The sequence below is a fragment of the Bradyrhizobium sp. WU425 genome, assembly GCF_021052305.1.
GTDB lineage: Bacteria > Pseudomonadota > Alphaproteobacteria > Rhizobiales > Xanthobacteraceae > Bradyrhizobium > Bradyrhizobium canariense_D.
Window position 1 is genome coordinate 91,520 of the sequence record NZ_CP088089.1, and the last position, 18,397, is coordinate 109,916.

14 protein-coding genes are annotated in these 18,397 nt (G+C 65.4%); 4 read left to right on the forward strand and 10 right to left on the reverse strand.

Translation table 11 applies throughout. From position 1 onward, the window contains the following. Positions 1-95: 95 nt before the first annotated feature. From addB to BcanWU425_RS00410, 4 genes are all read left to right on the forward strand, one after another. On the forward strand, positions 96-3,242 hold the full coding sequence (addB, locus tag BcanWU425_RS00395) for a double-strand break repair protein AddB (RefSeq protein WP_204513031.1): 3,147 nt from the start codon (positions 96-98) through the stop codon (positions 3,240-3,242). Continuing rightward, positions 3,236-6,745 carry a double-strand break repair helicase AddA gene (gene addA, locus BcanWU425_RS00400; RefSeq protein WP_231189589.1) on the forward strand — a complete coding sequence of 1,170 codons (3,510 nt, stop codon included), beginning with the start codon at positions 3,236-3,238 and terminating at the stop codon, positions 6,743-6,745. The genes addB and addA overlap by 7 nt, the downstream gene beginning before the upstream one ends. Positions 6,746-6,807: 62 nt before the next feature. Then, positions 6,808-7,128, forward strand: coding sequence for a thioredoxin (trxA, locus tag BcanWU425_RS00405; RefSeq protein WP_007598398.1), 321 nt, complete (start codon positions 6,808-6,810; stop codon positions 7,126-7,128). A gap of 145 nt (positions 7,129-7,273) precedes the next feature. Next, positions 7,274-8,287 (forward strand): ATP-dependent DNA ligase, encoded by a 1,014-nt coding sequence (locus tag BcanWU425_RS00410; RefSeq protein WP_231190989.1) that lies wholly within the window; start codon positions 7,274-7,276, stop codon positions 8,285-8,287. Positions 8,288-8,296: 9 nt separating this feature from the next. On the opposite strand, the gene BcanWU425_RS00415 is transcribed toward BcanWU425_RS00410, so the two are convergent. From BcanWU425_RS00415 to rpsA, 10 genes are all read right to left on the reverse strand, one after another. Next, positions 8,297-9,037 (reverse strand): metallophosphoesterase family protein, encoded by a 741-nt coding sequence (locus BcanWU425_RS00415; protein WP_083926409.1) that lies wholly within the window; start codon positions 9,035-9,037, stop codon positions 8,297-8,299. Between the two features lie 31 nt (positions 9,038-9,068). Continuing rightward, positions 9,069-10,412 carry a bifunctional folylpolyglutamate synthase/dihydrofolate synthase gene (locus BcanWU425_RS00420; protein WP_204513029.1) on the reverse strand — a complete coding sequence of 448 codons (1,344 nt, stop codon included), beginning with the start codon at positions 10,410-10,412 and terminating at the stop codon, positions 9,069-9,071. Continuing rightward, entirely contained in the window at positions 10,409-11,350 is a 942-nt protein-coding gene (accD, locus tag BcanWU425_RS00425; protein WP_018455765.1) for an acetyl-CoA carboxylase, carboxyltransferase subunit beta, read from the reverse strand. Before accD ends, BcanWU425_RS00420 begins: the two co-directional genes overlap by 4 nt. A gap of 124 nt (positions 11,351-11,474) precedes the next feature. Continuing rightward, complete coding sequence (gene trpA, locus BcanWU425_RS00430; protein WP_085349901.1) at positions 11,475-12,311, reverse strand: tryptophan synthase subunit alpha; 837 nt, start codon at positions 12,309-12,311, stop codon at positions 11,475-11,477. Next, positions 12,308-13,525, reverse strand: a complete 1,218-nt coding sequence (gene trpB, locus BcanWU425_RS00435) for a tryptophan synthase subunit beta (protein WP_018455763.1) — start codon at positions 13,523-13,525, stop codon at positions 12,308-12,310. The genes trpA and trpB overlap by 4 nt, the downstream gene beginning before the upstream one ends. Next, positions 13,522-14,193: a phosphoribosylanthranilate isomerase gene (locus tag BcanWU425_RS00440; RefSeq protein WP_018455762.1), complete on the reverse strand. Its 672-nt coding sequence runs from the start codon at positions 14,191-14,193 to the stop codon at positions 13,522-13,524. The genes trpB and BcanWU425_RS00440 overlap by 4 nt, the downstream gene beginning before the upstream one ends. Positions 14,194-14,275: 82 nt before the next feature. Next, positions 14,276-14,668 carry a lipopolysaccharide assembly protein LapA domain-containing protein gene (locus BcanWU425_RS00445; protein ID WP_204513028.1) on the reverse strand — a complete coding sequence of 131 codons (393 nt, stop codon included), beginning with the start codon at positions 14,666-14,668 and terminating at the stop codon, positions 14,276-14,278. A gap of 71 nt (positions 14,669-14,739) precedes the next feature. Continuing rightward, positions 14,740-15,045, reverse strand: a complete 306-nt coding sequence (locus BcanWU425_RS00450; protein ID WP_007598410.1) for an integration host factor subunit beta — start codon at positions 15,043-15,045, stop codon at positions 14,740-14,742. A 172-nt stretch (positions 15,046-15,217) separates the two neighbouring features. Beyond that, on the reverse strand, positions 15,218-16,198 hold the full coding sequence (gene sppA, locus BcanWU425_RS00455) for a signal peptide peptidase SppA (RefSeq protein WP_018455760.1): 981 nt from the start codon (positions 16,196-16,198) through the stop codon (positions 15,218-15,220). A 264-nt stretch (positions 16,199-16,462) separates the two neighbouring features. Next, positions 16,463-18,169, reverse strand: coding sequence for a 30S ribosomal protein S1 (rpsA, locus tag BcanWU425_RS00460; RefSeq protein ID WP_027566167.1), 1,707 nt, complete (start codon positions 18,167-18,169; stop codon positions 16,463-16,465). Between the last annotated feature and the right edge of the window lie 228 nt (positions 18,170-18,397).

Sequence of the window (18,397 nt, forward strand, 5' to 3'; positions counted from 1 at the left end):
TGGTCCGGCAAACAGCGGGGACTATCCCACCTCCGCCCATGACCATTTGACTCCGCCTCCCTATATTGGCGCCTGATTCCCGAATCAGGCAGCTCATGCGCGTTTTCAGCGTTCCCATCTCAGTTCCGTTCCTGCGCACCGTCGTCTCAGGCTTGCTCGACGGCCGGCTGGTCGAGGGCTTTGAGGCACGCAAGGAGCCGGCACGGCTGGCGGATACCACACTGTACCTGCCGACACGGCGCGCCATGCGCGTCGTCCGCGAGATCTTCCTCGACGAGATGAAGGCGGATGCCGTCGTGCTGCCGCGCATCGTCGCGCTCGGCGACATCGACGAGGATGAGCTCGCTTTCGCCGATGAGGGCGAACAGTTTTCCGGCGCAACGCCGCTCGACATTCCGCCGCGGCTCGGCGAGCTCGAGCGGCGGCTGACACTGGCGCAACTCGTCGCGGCCTGGGCCAAGGGCCCGGTGCTGTCTCCGCTGGTCGTCGGCGGCCCCGCCTCGACGCTGGCGCTCGCGTCCGATCTCGCGCGCCTGATCGACGACATGGTCACGCGCGGCGTCGACTGGAGCGCGCTCGATGGCCTCGTGCCCGATATGCTCGACCGCTACTGGCAGCACTCGCTCGAATTTCTGCGCATCGCCCGCATCGCCTGGCCCGGTCATCTCGCCGAGATCAAACGCATCGAGCCCGCTGCCCGCCGCGACCTCCTGATCGATGCCGAAGCCAGGCGGCTGACCGCGCATCCCCATGGTCCCGTGATCGCGGCCGGCTCGACCGGCTCGATGCCGGCCACGGCAAGATTTCTCCACGCAGTCGCTTCGCTGCCGCATGGCGCCGTGGTGCTGCCCGGCCTCGACACTGATCTCGATGACGATGCCTGGCGCAGCATCGGCGGCGTCCGCGACTCGCTCGGCAAGTTCGCGGAGCATCCGGTCTCGAACCATCCGCAATATGCCATGCACGCGCTGCTGGATCGCTTTGGCATCAAGCGCAGCGACGTCGATATTCTCAAGCCTCCGGCAGAAGGCGGTCGCGATCTGCTCGCCTCCGAATCGATGCGGCCATCGGCCAAGACCGAGATCTGGCACGACCGGTTGAAGCAGCCGGATGTGGCCTTAAAGATCACCGGCGGCATGAAGAACCTCGCGGTTGTCGAAGCTCCCAACCCTGAAATGGAAGCGCTCGCCATCGCCATTGCGATGCGCGAGGCGCGGCACCTCGACAAATCCGCCGCACTTGTCACGCCCGATCGCGCCCTGGCGCGGCGGGTGATGGCCGCGCTGACCCGGTGGGATCTCGCATTCGACGATTCCGGCGGCGACGTCCTGATGGAAACCTCCGCCGGCGTCTTTGCCCGACTGACAGCTGAGGCTGCGACCAAGGGACTGGAGCCGCCGACGCTGCTCGCAATGTTGAAGCATCCGCTATGCCGGCTCGGCCGGGCCCCTGGCGCATGGAAGGCTGCGATCGAAGGCCTGGAGCTCGCCTTGTTGCGCGGCACGCGCCCGCCTGCAGGCACCGCCGGCCTCTTGCGCGAATTCAATCGCTTTCGCGAGGAGCTGGCCAAGCTGTGGCGCAGCGAAGTCTCCGCGCTGCATAAGGCCGAGCCGCGCGCACGTCTCAAGGCGGAAGACCTCGATCGCATCCAGGCGCTGATCGATGCCTTACGACAAGCCTTGGCGCCGATCGAGAGTCTTGCGTCATCAAAACCGTATGACTTCGCCGAACTCGCGCATCGGCATCGCGAGATCATGATCGAGCTGTCGCGCGACGAGCAGGGCATTTCCGTGGCCTTCGAGGACCGCGAGGGCCTCGCGCTCGCGAGCGCCTTCGACGATCTCCTGCGCGGCGGCACGACCAGCGGACTGATGGTCACGCTGCCCGACTACGCAGACGTGTTCCAGACCGCGTTCAGCGATCGCGCGGTGCGGCGGCGGGACAGGCCAGGCGCGCGGCTCCAGATCTACGGACCGCTGGAATCACGCCTGATGCAGGCCGACCGCATCATCGTCGGCGGGCTGATCGAGGGGGTCTGGCCACCGGCGCCGCGCATCGATCCGTGGCTGAGCCGGCCGATGCGGCACCAGCTGGGCCTCGATCTGCCGGAACGCCGTATCGGCCTCTCCGCGCATGATTTTGCGCAACTGCTGGGCGGCGACGAGGTCATCCTCACCCACTCCGCCAAGGCTGGCGGTGCCCCGGCGGTTGCCTCGCGCTTCCTGCACCGGTTGGAGGCGGTCGCGGGCGATGCGCACTGGAAGGCCGCGATTCGCGCGGGCGAGAAATACGTGCAGTTCGCAGCCGCGCTGGACCAGCCCGACGAGGTGAGGCCGATCAAGCAGCCCGAGCCGCGACCGCCACGCGCGACCCGGCCGCTCAGGATGTCTGTGACTGGGATCGAGGACTGGCTGCGCGATCCCTATACGATCTACGCAAAACACATTTTGCGGCTCGACGCGCTCGATCCCGTCGACATGCCGCTGTCGGCCGCCGACCGCGGCTCGGCGATCCACGATGCGCTCGGAGAGTTCACGGAACGCTACGCCACCGATCTGCCCGACGATCCGGCGCGCGTGCTGCGCGCGATCGGCGAAAAATACTTTGAGCCGCTGATGGAGCGACCCGAGGCGCGGGCGCTGTGGTGGCCGCGCTTCCAGCGCATCGCACGCTGGTTCGGCGAATGGGAGACGGCGCGGCGCGACGCGATCGAGGCGATCGCCGCGGAAACTCGCGGCGAGATCTCGATCCCGCTCGACCATGGGCGCAGCTTCCGTCTCTCCGCGCGCGCCGACCGCATCGAACGGCGCCGGGGCGGCGGCTACGCCATCCTCGACTACAAGACCGGCCAGCCACCGACCGGCAAGCAGGTCCGCATGGGCCTGTCGCCGCAGCTCACGCTGGAAGCCGCGATCCTGCGCGAGGGTGGTTTTCCCGACATCGATGCCGGCGCGTCCGTGAGCCAGCTCGTCTATGTTCGCCTGAGCGGCAACAATCCGCCGGGCGAAGAACGCATTCTCGAACTCAAGTTCAAGCAGGGCGACGAGCCGCAGCCGCCGGACACCGCGGCTGCCGAGGCCAGGGCCAAGCTCGAGGCGCTGATCCGCGCCTTCGAGGACGAGAACCAGCCCTATACCTCGTTGAACCTGCCGATGTGGACCAATCGCTACGGCGCCTATGACGATCTCGCCCGGATCAAGGAATGGTCCGCGGCCGGTGGATTGGGGATCGAGGAATGGTGAAGGCACCGCGCCCCATCCCGGATGAGGTGCGCGCCAGGCAAGCGCGCGCATCGGACCCGTCCGCGTCGGCCTTCGTGTCGGCCAATGCCGGCTCGGGCAAGACGCATGTGCTGGTGCAGCGCGTGATCCGCCTGCTGCTCGCGGGCGTGCCGCCGGAAAAGATCCTCTGCATTACCTTCACCAAGGCGGCTGCCGCCAACATGGCCGAGCGCGTGTTCACCACGCTCGGGCATTGGGTGACGCTCGACGACACGGCACTCGATGCGGCGATCCGCGCGGTCGGCATCCCGCATCCCACTGCAAAATTGCGGCGCGACGCACGAAAGCTGTTCGCCTGTGCGCTGGAGACGCCGGGCGGGCTCAAGGTGCAGACCATCCACGCGCTGTGCACGCGTTTGCTCCAGCAGTTTCCGTTCGAGGCCAATGTCCCCGCGCGCTTCGCCGTGATCGACGAGCGCGACCAGACCGACATGATGGAACGCGCCAATCTGAAGGTGCTGCTGGAGGCCGCGCGCGACCCAGACAGCGTGACCGGCCGCGCGCTGCTGACCGCGATGGCGAGCGCCGCCGATGTCACCTTCAAGGAGGTGGTGCGCGAGGCTTGCCTGAGCCGCGATCACTTCATGGCCTGGACCGATGAAGCCGGCAGCGCGGAGCTGGCTGCCGTGCAGATGGCAGCGGCGCTGGGGGTGGACGCGAACGATCGCATCGAGGACGTCGAGACGGAGATTGTCGACGGTCCGTTCCTGCCGCGATCGCGCTGGAACGAGATCGCCTTTGCGCTGGAGGACGGCAGCAAGTCCGACAACGACCAGGCCTGCCGGCTTCGCGAGGCAAAGGTCTTTTCCGGCGCCGCGCAGGTCGATGCCTATCTCAGCGTTTTCCTCACCGACGAAAAGCTGCCGCGCAAGGCGGTGCTGACCAAGAAGTTTTGCGATCACAACCCGTCCGTCGCCCGCCTGTTCGAGAACGAGGCGCAGCGCGTCGCCGGATTGGTCGAGACGCGCCGTGCGGTGACCATGCGCGACCGCACCGCGGCCCTGCTGCATATGGCGACCGCGGCTGGCGCAAACTACCGCCGCGAGAAGCAGGAGCGCGGGCTGCTTGACTATGACGACCTCATCGACAAGACGCTGGCGATGCTCGATCGCGTTTCCTCGGGCTGGGTGCATTACAAGCTCGACCGCGGCGTCGATCACGTGCTGATCGACGAAGCCCAGGACACAAGTCCGCGGCAGTGGGACATCGTCGCGCACATCATCTCGGAGTTCACCGCCGGCGAAGGTGCGCGCGAGGGCCTGAACCGCACCGTCTTCGCTGTCGGCGACGAGAAGCAGTCGATCTTCTCGTTCCAGGGCGCCCAGCCCCGGGAATTCGATGCACGCCGGCGCGAACTGCACCGCAAGTTCACGGCGGCCGGACTGAAATTCGATCCGGTCGCCTTCACCTATTCGTTCCGCTCCGGCGCCGCGATCCTGCATTCGGTCGACCACGTCTTCCGCGAGCCCGCGATCTACAAGAGCATCCATTCGCTCGAGACCGGTCATCCCCTGCACAATGCACTCGGCGATGCCGGCCCCAGCGTGATCGAGCTGTGGGACCTTGCGGAAGCCGACGACAGGCAGGAAATCGAGGGCTGGCGCGCGCCGTTCGACGGCGTCGCCGCCACCAGCCCCGAGGTGAAGCTCGCGCGCCGGATCCAAACCGAGATCAAGCGGCTGGTCGAGAGCGGCACGCTGACCGGGCACGAAGGCGAGCGGCGTCCCTTGCGCTATGGCGACATGCTGATCCTGGTGCGCCGGCGCGGCAATGCGTTCGATGCCGTGATCCAGGCGCTGAAGCATGCCAACGTTCCGGTCGCGGGCGCCGATCGGCTCAAGCTCACCGAGCACATCGGAATCATCGACCTGATGAACCTTGCCGATGCGCTGCTGCTGCCGCAGGACGATCTCGCGCTCGCGGTCGCGCTGAAGAGCCCGCTGTTCGGGCTCGATGACGACGATCTGTTCCAGCTGGCCCATGACCGCAAGGGATCGCTGCGCCGCGCGCTTGGCGAGCATGCCACGACAAGCGAGACATTCGCTGCGGCGTTGCGAGGCCTCGAAGCCTGCGAAACGCGGGCGCGCGAGGAGACGCCGTTCGCCTTTTACGCCTGGTTGCTCGGGCGAGACGGCGGACGCGCGCGCATGCTGCGCCGGCTCGGTCATGAGGCCAATGACGCGCTCGATGAGTTCCTGGAGCTGGCGCTGAACTACGAGCGCAAGGCGCCCGCCTCGCTGCAGGGTTTCATGGCCTGGCTGCGCTCGGCCGATACCGAGGTGAAGCGCGACATGGAGATCTCCCGCGATGAGGTGCGGGTGATGACCGTGCACGGCGCCAAGGGCCTGGAGGCCTCGGTCGTGTTCATGGTCGACACTACATCGTCGCCAGCGGATTCGCAGCGGCTGCGGCTGATCCATGTCCCGCGCGGCAATGGCGGCGAGGTGGTGGTCTGGGCCGGACGCAAGGCGGATGATCCCAAACCCGTCGTCGAGGCGCGCAAGGCGATGCTCGAGGAGACCGAGGACGAATATCGCCGCCTGCTCTACGTCGCGATGACGCGCGCCGCCGACCGGCTCATCGTCGGCGGCTGCATGCCCGGCAACATGAAGACGGTTCGCAAGCTGAGCTGGTACGATCTGGTCGACACCGGGCTCGCCGGCTCGGGCCTGACGAAAGAGACGATCGAGACGCCGCTGGGAAAGGCGACGCGCTTCTCCCGACCGGAGGATGTCGTGGCGCTGGGCACGCCCGCGGCCTCGTTGGACCAGGCGACCGCGCTCCCGGACTGGCTGCGGACGCCGGCACCGCGCGACACCATCGACGACGATCCGGTGCGCCCCTCCGGCCAGCCGTCCGGGGACGGCCGCGCCGTGCAGTCGGGCGAATCAGTGCAGTCCCGCGCGCTCGCGCTGCAACGCGGCACGCTGGTGCACCGGCTATTGCAATCGCTCCCCGACATCGCCACTGAGCGCCGACGCGAGGCCGCGCTCGGCTTCATGGCGCGCAACGCGGCGGATTGGGCGGAGGCCGACCGGACCGCGCTGGCCGACAAGGTGCTCAGCTTGATCGCCGAGCCACGGTTTGCGCCCGTGTTTGCGGCCGGCAGCCGGGCGGAGGTCGCGATCGTCGGCCGGCTGGAACGGCCGGGCCACGCCCGGGCGCTGGTGTCGGGGCAGATCGACCGGTTGGTCGTTCGGCCGGATGAGGTCCTGATCGTCGATTTCAAGACCAATCAGGCGGCTCCCAGGAGCGCCGATGCGGCGCCCGCCGCCTATGTCCGGCAGCTTGCGCTCTATCGGGCGGTGCTATCGCGGCTTTATCCCCAAAAGCCTGTCCGCGCCGTCCTGCTTTGGACCGAGGCCCTTGAATATATGGAGATTTCGGCTCCCGCGCTGGACGCGGCGCTGGCATCTCTTCATCTCGGTGTGAGCGTCCTTGACCCGGCAAGGAGCCATTCATAGGTTGACGCCATGATCTTGGCGCGATTCCCGTCGCGCCGTTCTCTCAGGTACGAGGTACTCCCATGGCCGTTGGTAAGGTTTCTGACACCGATTTCGAAGCCGAAGTGCTCAAGGCAAACGGCCCCGTGGTCGTCGATTTCTGGGCCGAATGGTGCGGCCCCTGCCGCATGATCGCACCCGCGCTCGACGAGATCGCCGGCGCGATGGGCGACAAGGTCAAGATCGTGAAGCTCAACGTCGACGAGAGCCCGAAGACCGCGTCGAAATATGGCGTGATGTCGATCCCGACCCTGATGATCTTCAAGGGCGGCGAGATGGCCTCCCGCCAGGTCGGCGCGGCGCCGAAGGCGAAGCTGCAGCAGTGGATCACTTCCGCGGTCTGATCCGCCGCGCGCAAGATTATTTTTGGAAACGGCCGGCGAAAGTCGGCCGTTTCGCGTTGATGGGACATGTCCAGCGTATGATGAGTCCCGCCTGTTGCCTCCTCCTCCCGCAAAACGCGCGCGAAAGTCGGACCCCCTCGTGGCGATGGAGGCGCGCTCGGTCGACGCGATCCCGCGCGGCAAGGAGTGGCAATACGAGCCGAAATGGGATGGCTTTCGTTGCCTGCTCTCGCGCAACGGCGGCAGCATTGATCTGCGCTCGAAATGCGGTGAAGACCTTGCGCGTTATTTCCCCGAGATCGTCGCCGCGGCGCTGAAGCTGAAGGCGGATCGCTTCACCCTCGACGGCGAGATCGTCGTGCCGCACGGCAAGGGGTTTTCCTTCGACGCGCTGCTGCAACGCATTCACCCTGCGGCGAGCCGCGTGAAGAAACTCTCGGAGGAGACGCCGGCGCTCTATCTCGCCTTCGATCTGCTTGCGACGACCAGGGAGAAGCAGCTTGCCGGGCAACCGCTGAGGGAGCGGCGACCGGCGCTGGAAGCGTTTGCCAAGGCGAATCTGAAAAGCAGCATCTTCCGCCTCTCACCGGCGACGACGAGCTACGCCCTTGCGAAAAAGTGGCTGGCGCAATCCGGCGGCGGCTCGGACGGCGTCATCGCCAAGCGCGTCGACCTGCCCTACCAGGCGGGAAATCGCGACGGCATGCAGAAGATCAAGAAATTCCGCAGCGCCGATTGCGTGGTCGGCGGTTTCCGCTATGCGACCAACAAGATCGCCGGCCGGAGCGTGGTCGGTTCGCTGCTGCTCGGGCTTTACGATGACGATGGTCTCCTGCACCATGTCGGCTTCACCTCGGCGATCAAAGCGGCGGAAAAGCCTGACCTGACCGATCGGCTTGAGGCATTGATCGGCGAGCCCGGCTTCACCGGCAACGCGCCGGGCGGCCCCAGCCGCTGGTCCACCGAGCGCTCGGCGAAGTGGTGTCCGCTCAAGCCGAAGCTGGTGATCGAGGTCTGCTATGACCATTTCAGCGGCGAGCGCTTTCGCCACGGCACCTCGATCCTGCGCTGGCGCCTCGACAAGGCCCCGCGGCAATGCAGCTTCGAGCAGCTGAAGCAGAAGGCGGTGGATCCGATGAAGCTGCTAAAACAGCCGTAGCCGTAGCCGCTAGGCAAGCCATCCCGTCGCCAGCGCGTTCGCCAACTCCGGCTGGCCGTTGCGGCGAGCGAGCGTGGCCATCGCCTCGTGATCATAGACCACATGGCGGAACGTGACCTGCCAGGCACCATCGGTTAGCTCAAGGATCGCATAGCGCGCGTGCGGCGTGCCGGCCTCGACGACATGCGGGAACGGATGCTTGTCACGGAAGCCCGGGCCGCCCACGCTGCCGGGATTGACGATCAGCCTTCCGTCGCGAAGTCGCACGGCACGGGCGAGATGGGTGTGGGCGCACAGGATCAGCGATTGCGTGATGCCTTGCGCAAATTTCTCGATGCGATCGAGCGGCGACAGCGCCACCGCGCCGTCGGGATGCACGGTATCGAGCCAATAGACTTCGTCATTGTCGGGCGTCGCGTGGCAGAGGAACACCTGATCGCGAAAGACGCGCGTCATCGGCTGCGCGCGCAGCCAGTCGAGTTGCGCGGCATTGAGAGCGGCATGGGCCGGGCGATCCCACGAGCCCATCTTCTCGGGCGGACGGTCGAGCAGATAGCGGTCATGATTGCCGAGCACGTGCACGGCATCGAGCTGCATCAGGATTTCGATGGTCCGGCGCGCATCGAGCGGGCCGCTCAGCATGTCGCCGAGATTGACGATCTCGGAGACGCCTTGCGCGCGGATGTCGGCGAGCACAGCTTCCAGCGCCAGGTAATTTCCGTGGACGTCGGCAATCGCGGCAAAACGCATGGGTCTTCCCGTAGCTCGGATGGAGCGAAGACTATACAGGAGGCGTGCCGTTGATGGCGAGCACGTGGCCGGCGAGATAGAGCGAGCCGGTGATCAGAATGCGCGGCGGCACTTCGTAGGCGAGCTTCGCCAAGGCGCGCAGTGCGGCCTCCACGCCGGGCGCGGGCTCGACGCGCATGCCGAGGCTGCGGGCGGCATCCGTAAGGCGGTCGACCGGCATCGCGTTGTCGGTGTCGGGAATCGGCACTGCGATGATGTGACGGGTCAGACCGGCGAAATTGGCGAGAAAGCCTTTCGCGTCCTTGTTGGCCATCATGCCCACGATCACGACCAGCGGCCGCGACACCCGCTCTTCGAGATCGCCGAGCGCGGCCGCCGCGACGCGGCCGCCTTCCGCATTGTGGCCGCCGTCGAGCCAGATCTCCGAGCCCTGCGGGCCGAGAGCGAGCAGCTCGCCCGAAGCGATGCGCTGCATCCGCGCCGGCCATTCCGCACCGACGATCCCCGCCTCGAACGCCGCCTGGTTGATCTTGAAGGCGTTGGTGGCCCGCAACGTCGCGATGGCGAGACCGGCATTGTCGAACTGGTGCCGGCCGAACAGGCGCGGCGCTGTGAGATCCATCAAGCCGCGCTCATCGGAATAAACCAGCCGCCCGTTCTCGACATTGACATGCCAGCTCTCGCCCGCGGCAAACAACGGCGCGCGCATGCGCCTGGCCTGCGCCTCGATCACGGCCATCGCCTCAGCCGGCTGCTCGGCGCAAACCACGGGCACGCCACGCTTGATGATCCCAGCCTTTTCGCCCGCGATCGACGTCAAGGTGTCACCGAGGAAATCCATGTGGTCCATGCTGACAGGCGTGATCACGCAGGCCGCCGGCGCGTCAACCACATTGGTTGAATCAAGCCGACCGCCAAGGCCGACCTCCAGCAGAACCACATCGGCCGGGTTCCGCGCGAACAGATGAAATGCAGCCGCCGTCTTGAGCTCGAACACGGTGGCCGGCTCGCCGGCATTGACACGCTCGACCTCTTCCAGTGCCGCGCGCAACTCGTCGTCGCCGACCAGCACGCCGCCCCCGACGCGGCCGAGCCGGAAGCATTCGTTGATGCGAACGAGATAGGGTGAAGTGTAAGCGTGGACGCGCAGGTTAGCTGCCTCCAGCGTCGCGCGCAGATATGCGAGCGTCGAGCCCTTGCCGTTGGTACCGGCGATGTGGATCACCGGCGGCAGCTTGCGCTCGGGATGACCGAGCCGCTCGAACAGGCGGTGCATCCGCTCCAGCCCGAGATCGATGCGTTTCTGGTGCAGGGCCGACAGCCGCCCGATCAATTCGTCGAGCGGCGGCTTTGCGCGGTCGGAGGAAGCGTTCACGCGTGCGGCGCGGCCGGCGCCGTTTCGGGAGCCGATACAATCTGCGCCGGACTGACGACCGGCTGCACCGGCTTTGACGCGGTCTCAAGCGCCGGCGCCCTGGTCAACAGTCGGCAGAGCCGCGCCAGGGTCGGGCGCAATTCGTGGCGATGCACGACCATGTCGATCATGCCGTGCTCCTTGAGGTATTCGGCGCGCTGAAACCCCTCGGGGAGTTTTTCGCGGATGGTCTGCTCGATCACGCGCGCGCCGGCAAAACCGATCAGCGCACCGGGCTCGGCAATCTGCACGTCGCCGAGCATCGCATAGGACGCAGTGACGCCGCCGGTGGTCGGGTTGGTCAGCACGACGATGTAGGGCTGTTTTGCTTCACGCAGCATCTGCACCGCGACCGTGGTGCGCGGCATCTGCATCAGCGACAAGATGCCTTCCTGCATGCGCGCGCCACCACTGGCGGCGAACACGATGAAGGGTGACTTCTTCTCGACCGCGAGCTCGAGCCCGCGCACGATGGCTTCGCCCGCCGCCATGCCGAGCGAGCCGCCCATGAAGTCGAAATCCTGCACCGCGACGACGACGGCGGCACCTTCGAGCTTGCCGTAGCCGACCTTGATCGCGTCGTTCAGATTGGTCCGCGCGCGGGCATCCTTGATGCGATCGACGTACTTCTTCTCGTCACGGAACTTGAGCGGATCGGGCGTGACGTCAGGCAGCGCGACGTCGTACCAGGTCTCATTGTCGAAAATCGACTTCAGACGCGCCACCGCATTCATGCGCATATGATAGTTCGAGCCGGGGATGACGAACTGGTTGGCCTCGACGTCCTTGTAGAACACGAGCTGTCCGGAATCCGGGCACTTGATCCACAGATTCTCCGGCGTCTCCCGCCGCAGCATGTTGCGGATCTTCGGCCGGACCACATTGGTAAGCCAGTTCATGGTTTGCTCCGATGTGCGATCCCGCCTGGGGACCACCTGAAGGGATATATGGCGGCCGGGACCCGGCCCGGCAAGCCGCCGTATCGTCCGCCTTGCTCGTCGGACTTGGCAGCGGAATTAAGGCCTATTCCGCCGCCTGTTGCGCGCCCTTGACGCCCTGGGCCAGTGCCGCCGTCAGCTCGGCGACGGCGTTGACGGTTTTGGCCGTCGCGCGCCCTTCCGCATCGAGGCTGTTCTTGAGCGCATCGACCAGCGCGGTGCCGACTACCGAGCCATTGGCCTTTTCGGCAATGGCGCGCGCCGCCTCCGGCGTGCGGATGCCGAAACCGACGCATATCGGGAGCTTGGTATGCCGCTTGATGCGCGCGACCGCGTCGCCGACGGCATTGGCGTCCGCCTCCGCTGCACCGGTGATGCCGGCGATAGAGACATAGTAGACAAAGCCTGACGTGTTCGCGAGCACGGCCGGCAGGCGCTTGTCGTCGGTGGTCGGCGTCGCCAGGCGGATGAAATTGAGGCCGGCCTTCATCGCGGGCAGGCAGAGCTCGTCGTCCTCTTCCGGCGGCAGGTCGACGATGATGAGGCCGTCGATGCCGGCACTCTTGGCATCACCTAAGAACTTGTCGACGCCATAGATGTAGATCGGGTTGTAGTAGCCCATCAGCACGATCGGCGTGGCATTGTCGTCCTTGCGGAAGCCGCGCACGAGATCGAGCGTCTTCTTCAGCGTCATGCCGGCCTTAAGCGCGCGCAGGCCTGCCGCCTGGATCGACGGCCCGTCGGCCATCGGATCGGTGAAGGGCATACCGAGCTCGATCACATCGGCGCCCGCCTTCGGCAGCGCCTTGATGATCTCGAGCGAGGTGGCCGGATCGGGATCGCCGGCCATCACGAAAGTGACGAAGGCCGCGCGGCCGGCTTTCTTCAGCTCGGCGAAACGGGTGTCGATACGCGTGGTCACTTGCTCTTGCCCCTCAGGATGTCGCCGACCTGCGGGACGTCCTTATCGCCGCGGCCGGAGAGGTTGACGACCATCAGGTGATCTTTGGTCCGCTTCGGCGCGAGCTCCATCACTTTGGCGATGGCATGTGCCGGCTCGAGCGCGGGGATGATGCCTTCCAGCTTTGACAGCAACTGGAACGCTGCGAGGGCCTCGTCGTCGGTCGCGGAGAGATAGTTCACGCGGCCGATCTCGTGCAGCCAGGAGTGCTCGGGGCCGATGCCGGGATAGTCGAGCCCGGCGGAGATCGAATGCGCGTCCTGGATCTGGCCGTCGGCGTCCATCAGGAGATAGGTGCGGTTGCCGTGCAGCACGCCGGGACGACCGCCCGCGATCGACGCCGCATGCAGTTGCGTCAGCCCGTGGCCCGCAGCTTCGACGCCGAAGATCTCGACGGTGGAATCGTCGAGGAACGGATGAAACAGGCCCATCGCGTTGGAGCCGCCGCCGATACAGGCGACCAGCGAATCCGGCAGGCGGCCTTCGATCTCCTGCATCTGCACCTTGGTCTCGTTGCCGATGATCGACTGGAAGTCGCGGACCAGCGTCGGATAGGGATGCGGACCCGCGACCGTGCCGATGCAGTAGAAGGTGTTGTGCACGTTGGTGACCCAGTCGCGCAGCGCCTCGTTCATGGCATCCTTCAGCGTGCGCGTGCCCGACTGCACTGGAATGACCGTTGCGCCCAACATCTCCATGCGGATGACGTTGGGCTGCTGCCGCTCGACGTCGACGGCGCCCATATAGACGATGCATTCCAGGCCGAAGCGCGCACACAGCGTCGCGGTGGCGACACCGTGCTGGCCGGCGCCGGTCTCGGCGATGATGCGCTTCTTGCCCATGCGTCGCGCCAGCATGATCTGGCCGAGCACGTTGTTCACCTTGTGCGAGCCGGTGTGGTTGAGCTCTTCGCGCTTGAGGTAGATCTTGGCGCCGCCCAGATGCTCGGTCAGACGCTCGGCGAAATAGAGCGGCGAGGGCCGGCCGACATAATTCTTGAGATAGCCGTTCATCTCGATCTGGAAGGCCGGGTCGACCTTGGCCTCGGTGTAGGCTTTCTCCAGATCGAGGATCAGCGGCATCAGGGTTTCGGCAACGAAGCGTCCGCCGAAAATGCCGAAATGGCCGCGCTCGTCGGGGCCGCTGCGATAGGAATTGGGTTTTGCAACATTCATCGGACGCTCAACTCTTGACTTGCATCTTGGCTTGCGCGCGCGGCGCGAATGAAGGCCTTGATCATCTCGGGGTCCTTCACGCCCGGGGCGCTCTCGACACCAGAGGAGACGTCGACGCCACCGGCCCGGGTGACGCGAACGGCTTCGGCGACGTTGTCGGCGCTGAGGCCGCCCGAGACCATATACGGCAACGCGAGCTCCAGGTTTCCGAGCAGATGCCAATCGAATGGTGCGCCGAGGCCGCCTGGCCGCGTTGCGTCCTTCGGTGCGCGCGCATCGAACAGGATGCGTTCGGCTATCTCGGCGTAACCGGGCAGCACGGCGAGATCGGCTGACGTTGCGACCGGCACGACCTTCATCACCGGACGACCGACCCGTTGCCTGATGTCGCGCAGCCGGGCCACGCTCTCCGTGCCATGAAGCTGGAAAATGTCCGGCGACAGCGCGTCCATGATGTTGTCGAGCGTGGCATCGTCGGCATCGACGGTGAGCGCGACCTTGAGCGCGCGCCGCTTCACCTGCCGGCCGAGCTCCCGGCCGGCTTCCAGCGACAAATGCCGCGGCGACGGCGGGAAGAACACAAAGCCCACCATGTCGGCACCCGCCTCGAGCGCCGTTTCGAGCGTCTCGGGCGTGGACAGGCCGCAGATTTTGACGAGCAAGGACATGTTCTCGACGGATATGGGCTCAAAGCAAATGGAGGGCCGCGGGTCCGCGGCCGGAAAACGGGCTTTTCGGTTGCGGCCGCTTCTACAACGTCGCGCGCTGCTTGTCTCGCCCGACGGGCCCGTAAAGCCCCACACCGGAGGGAACGGGGAGGCGCTGGGACTCAGGCCTTGCTGCGGCAGACTGGGCCCGCAGATCAGCCAGCTCGCCTCGCGCGGCCCGGGCATCCGCGTCATGCCGGCGCGCCGCACGCCGCCAGTGCCGCTGGCCGAACCAGACGGCACACCCGCCCACGAGGACCCCGAGCGCAGCCACCACGATCAGGAGCAGGAACAGCGGCAGCGTTGCCGAGAATGACGGGTCGTTGGAAACGAAGGGATCGAACGAGACCGTGACGAAATGCCGGTTGGCGACGGCAAAGACCATCAGGACCAGGCCCAGCGGAATCACGACCAGCGCGCTCAGGAATTTTCGCATCTCGGCTCGCTCGCCTTGAATCAAGGTTGCGGCCGCATCACTGGCGACCGCGGGAAACCCTGAGGTGGACCTCAGTCTGGCGCGCCTGGATCCGGATGGTCGCGATTCAGCCGTTCGCGCATTTCCTTGCCGGTCTTGAAGAACGGAACGCTCTTCTGATCGACAGGCACATGGGCGCCGGTGCGCGGATTGCGCCCTGCGCGCGCAGGGCGATGCTTGACCGAGAAGGCACCGAAGCCGCGCAACTCGACGCGATCACCGCGCGCGAGAGCCGCTACGATCTCTTCGAGAATCGCATTCACAATGTTCTCGACATCCCGCTGGTACAGATGCGGGTTGTGCTCGGCGATACGCTGAACAAGTTCGGATTTGATCATCGAGAGATAGGACCCGGGAGCGTGCGGACGACCATTTCCGTGAAAATACCGTGATCTGTCAAGACGCTAAATGAGGGTTGAGCGTCGTGAAAACACGTGACAAATGCCGAAAAAGCGGGCTGGACCTACACGCGCCGAACGGGAAAAACCTCTGTGGCTCGCCCGGTTCCGGTCAGTTCGACGCCGCCGGCTGCCACAAGGCGAGCATTCCATCCATTCCGAGCCGATCGACCGCCTGTGCGACGCCGGTTTGTCCGATTTGATGCGCAATCGAGCCTAAACCCAGTGCTTCCAGCGTTACTGCGGCCGCCGTCTTGAGGAACGGCAGATCGCTGAAGCGCGGCTGCAGCTTGTAATCGCGCACGGAGAGCCCCTTCTTGACGCCCTTCTGCTCGACCAGCCAGGTCACGGCGGTCTTCTCGTCGCCGATCTGATCGATCAGCTTGAGATCGATGGCCTGGCGTCCGGTGAAGACACGGCCATCAACCACTTTCTCGAGCTGCGTGTCATCCATGCCACGCCGTTCCTTCACCAATCCCTTGAACCAGGCATAGGAATCCTTCACCAACGCATCGAGCGCCGCCCGTGCCTCAGGGCTGGTTGGCTCGAAACCGTTGGGCGCGGCCTTCAGCGGCGTGGACTTTACCTCCTCGACCTTGACGCCGACGGTCTTCAACAGCTCCGAGACGTTCGGAAACTGGAACAGCACGCCGATCGAGCCGACCAGCGAGCTCTGCTGGGCGATGATGTGATCGCTGGCGATCGCGGTGATGTAGCCGCCGGAGGCGGCGAGGCCTTCGACGACGACAACGAGCGGCTTCTTTGCCTTCAACCGTACAAGCGAATCATAGAGCTGCTCGGAGCCGGCGGTGGTGCCGCCCGGCGAATTGATGTGAACGATGACGGCGGCGGCCTGCGAATTCTCCAGCCGCTCGAGCGCCTGGGTGCGATCGGAATCGCTGCGGATCAGGCCCTCGATCTGGACCCGCGCGATCGAGCCGGCGGACGCGAACGTGCCGCGCGCACCAGGCGTCGCGACCAGCGCGAAGCCTGCGATCGCCGCGATCGCGATCAGCGCGGCCAATACGCGCCAGAACGTCAGCTTGCGGCGGATCCTGCGGCGATCGACGATGATGTCCGAATCGAGTGACATCTCAATATCTCCAAATGAAAGGCCAGGCGCGTTGTGCCGTCGCAGCGTCGCCATTGGCTTATCTGGATACATCAATTGCGGCGCAATTAGAAGAAAACAAGGCCGGCTGCCGCGTAGCCCGGATGGAGCGCAAGCGTAATCCGGGGTTCTCGCCTCACGGAGAGGCTTTCCCGGATTTCACTTCGCCCCATCCGGGCGACGACCTCACTACAAAAAAGCCCCGGCTCGCGCCGGGGCTTTGATGCAGTGAAACCTGCGTTTCGCTTACTTGGTGTCGCGGTTCTTGAGCGCGGTGCCGAGGATGTCGCCGAGCGTTGCTCCCGAATCGGAAGAGCCGTACTGCGCGATGGCTTCCTTCTCTTCGGCGACTTCGAGCGCCTTGATCGACACCTGGACCTTGCGGGCCTTCTTGTCGAACTGGATCACGCGGGCATCGACCTTCTCGCCGACGGCGAAGCGTTCGGCGCGCTGATCGTTGCGGTCACGAGCGAGCTCCGAGCGCTTCACGAACGTGGTGAAGTCGGTACCGGTGATCTTCACCTCGATGCCGCTCTCCTTCACTTCGATCACTTCGCAGGTCACGACCGCGCCCTTCTTGACATCGCCCGGCTCGGCGAAGGGGTCGCCTTCAAGCTGTTTGATTCCAAGAGAAATGCGCTCCTTCTCGACGTCCACATCGAGCACCACGGCCTTCACCATGTCGCCCTTCTTGTAGTTGTCGATCACCTGCTCGCCCGGCTGCTTCCAGTCGAGGTCGGAGAGATGGACCATGCCGTCGACGTCGCCCTCGAGGCCCAGGAACAAACCGAATTCGGTCTTGTTCTTGACCTCGCCCTCGACCGTCGAACCGGTCGGGTGACCTTCGACGAAGACCTCCCACGGGTTGCGCATGGTCTGCTTGAGGCCGAGCGAGATGCGGCGCTTGACGGAATCGACTTCCAGCACCTGCACTTCGACTTCCTGCGAGGTCGAAACGATCTTGCCGGGGTGCATGTTCTTCTTGGTCCACGACATCTCGGAGACGTGGATCAGGCCTTCGATGCCCGGCTCGAGCTCGACGAACGCGCCGTAGTCGGTGATGTTGGTGACGCGACCGGTGAAGCGGGCACCCAGCGGGTACTTGGCTTCGATGCCCTGCCACGGATCGTCCAACAGCTGCTTCATGCCCAGCGAGATGCGGTGCGTCTCGTGGTTGATCTTGATGATCTTGACCTTCACGGTCTGGCCGATCGAGAGCACCTCGGTCGGGTGGTTGACGCGGCGCCACGCGATGTCGGTGACGTGCAGCAGACCGTCGATGCCGCCGAGATCAACGAACGCACCGTAATCGGTGATGTTCTTGACCACGCCGTCGATGACCTGACCCTCTTCGAGGTTCTGCACCAGCTCCTGACGCTGCTCGGCGCGGGTCTCTTCGAGAACCGTGCGGCGGGACACGACGATGTTGCCGCGGCGGCGGTCCATCTTGAGGATCTGGAACGGCTGCGAGTTGTTCATCAGCGGCGCAACGTCGCGGATCGGACGGATGTCGACCTGCGAACGCGGCAGGAAGGCCACGGCACCGTCGAGGTCGACGGTGAAGCCGCCCTTGACCTGGTTGAAGATGACGCCGTTGACCTTCTCGTTGTTCTGGAAGGCCTTCTCGAGCTTGCCCCAGCTCTCTTCGCGGCGCGCCTTGTCACGCGACAGCACGGCTTCGCCGAGGGCGTTCTCGATCCGATCGAGGAACACTTCCACCTCGTCGCCGACCTTGAGCTCGCTGTCACGGCCGGGGCCGGAAAATTCGCGCAGGGCAACGCGGCCCTCCGTCTTCAGGCCGACGTCGATGACGGCCATGTCCTTTTCGATTGCAACAACCTTGCCCTTGATGACTGAGCTTTCCTGCAGGTTGCCGCCTGCGAAGGACTCGTCGAGCATCGCGGCGAAATCGTCGCGCGACGGGCTATAGGTATCAGCAGAAGTCGAAGCCATTTGTTCTCCAGTTGCGGATGTCATGCCGGCCGTTGGGTTCTTGGGCGCACCGTACGCGCAGTGTCGGAAGGTCCGCAGAACCTTCGAGCGACCGCTCGCTGCTCCGACCTGGAGGGCGGAACAGCGGAAGCGGGCCGGCTGAGGCCCGCGCGTTCGATACGTGGAAATCTTTTGTCCGGAACCTGGATCGCGTCGGCCCCGAGCAGGGACCGAGAGTATCGACCTCAA